The sequence below is a fragment of the Kineococcus indalonis genome, from assembly GCF_009906395.1.
In the GTDB taxonomy this organism is placed as follows: Bacteria; Actinomycetota; Actinomycetes; order Actinomycetales; family Kineococcaceae; genus Kineococcus; species Kineococcus indalonis.
Window position 1 is genome coordinate 1 of sequence record NZ_JAAALM010000655.1, and the last position, 1916, is coordinate 1916.

The following is a 1916-nucleotide window of genomic DNA, read 5'->3' on the forward strand; positions in this document are numbered from 1 at the left end:
CCCAGCGGCACCGCCCCGCCCTCCGGCACCGGCAGCTCCTGCACCGCGACCCGCGCCGGCAGCGGCCGCACCCGCACCCGCACACGGGCGCCGCCCACCGGGCCGACCACCGGGCCGCCCACCGGGCCGACCGGCGCCCCGGGCGGCACGGCACCGGGCACGACGGCACCGGGCAGCACGACCTGCACCTCGTGCGCCGTCCGGTCGCGCACCAGCAGGCCCCGCCCGGGCGGCTGGTGCGCCGGCACCTGCCGCGCCGGCACCCCCACCAGCGCGGCGTCGGCGCGGTCCGCCAGCCGCAGCAGCACCACCTCCGCCGCCGCGGCGGCCACGGGGGACGTCAGCAGGGCGCGGTCACCGGTGACGGCGACGCGCACCCCGGCCGCGCTGCCCTCGCGCAGCAGCCGGTGCAGCGCGTCCACCGGCGCGCCCAGGTCCACCGCCGCCAGGTCCGCCGCCCAGCCGTCCCAGCCGTCCACCAGCAGCAGCAGGTGCGGCAGCGGCCCGGCACCGGGCACCCGCCGCGCCGCGGCGAGGTCGCTCACGCCCCACCGCGCGAACAGCTCGCGCCGCCGCTGCACCTCCTCGAGGAGCCGCTGCAGCAGCCGCCCCGCCCGCCACGGCTCGCCCCGCCCGACGACCGAGCCCACGTGCGCGGCGCCGGCCAGGTCCGCCAGGACCCCGCCGCCGTCCAGCACGCTCACCTCGGCGCCGTGCGCGTCGGCCTCGCGCCCGTGCGCGCCGGCGGCCGCGACCAGCGCGCGCAGCAGGGTGCTGCGGCCGCTGCGCACGGTGCCCACGACGAGCAGGTGGCCGCCGGCGGCCAGCTCCCAGCGGGCGCTCGCGCGCCGCTGCTCGTCGGGCAGGTCCAGCAGGCCCCACGCCAGCGCCCCCGCGCCCAGCGGGTCCAGCGGGTCCGTGGGCTCCGGCAGGTCCGCGGCGCGCACCTGCCCGGGCAGCGGCGGCAGCCACGGCGCCGGCGGCACCGGCCGCCCGTGCAGCGCCGCGGCGGCCCGCACCGCCTCCACCACCCGCTCCAGCACGTCCGGAGCGCCGGGTCCGGAGGAGCCGGCCGGGTCGGCCGGGGCCGCGCGTCCGGGGCGCGCCCGGCCCGCGGGCAGCACCCGCACCCCGCCACCGGCACCGGAGCCACCGCCGACCTCGTCACCGGGGCCGCCGGCGCCCAGCACGGCGGTCTGGAAGGTCTCCAGCCCCCGCGAACCGCGCCGCAGCACCGCCCGGCCCGGGGTGGTGTCGCTGATGGCCGCCGGGGAGGCGTCGCCCACGACGTCCTCGGCGTCGGCGCGGTCCTGCACCCGCAGCGCGATGCGGGCGTTGGTGTTCGCGCGGATCTCCGGGCTCACCACGCCCGCCGGGCGCTGGGTGGCCAGCACCAGGTGCAGGCCCAGCGAGCGGCCCACCGCCGCCAGGCGCACTAGGCCGTCGACGAACTCGGGCAGCTCCTGCGCCAGGACGCGGAACTCGTCGACGACCACCACCAGCCGCGGCACGGCCGCCACCGCGGGCGAGCCCGCCGGCAGGTGCGCGACGTCGGCGGCGCCCGCGGCGCGCAGCACGCCCTCGCGGCGGCGCACCTCCGCGCGCAGGCTGCGCAGCACCCGCTGCGCCAGGTGCTCGTCGAGGTCCGTCACCAGCCCCGCCACGTGCGGCAGGCCCGCGCAGCCGGCGAACGCCGCGCCGCCCTTGTAGTCCACGAGCACGAAGCGCACGGCGTCCGGCGGCGCCTGCAGCGCCAGGCTCAGCACCAGGGCGCGCAGCAGCACCGACTTGCCCGCGCCGGTGGTCCCGGCGACCAGGACGTGCGGGCCGTCCGCCACGAGGTCCAGCCGGCACGGCCCGGCGGCCGTGGCCCCCAGCACCGCCACCGCGCCCGGGGCGCGCCGGGCCCAGGCGGC

1 protein-coding gene is annotated in these 1916 nt (G+C 82.0%); it reads right to left on the reverse strand.

Annotated elements, in window-relative coordinates:
- Positions 1-1916, reverse strand: a 1916-nt coding sequence (locus GTR00_RS19960) for an FtsK/SpoIIIE domain-containing protein (RefSeq protein ID WP_276610369.1), incomplete at both ends; no start/stop codon positions are given.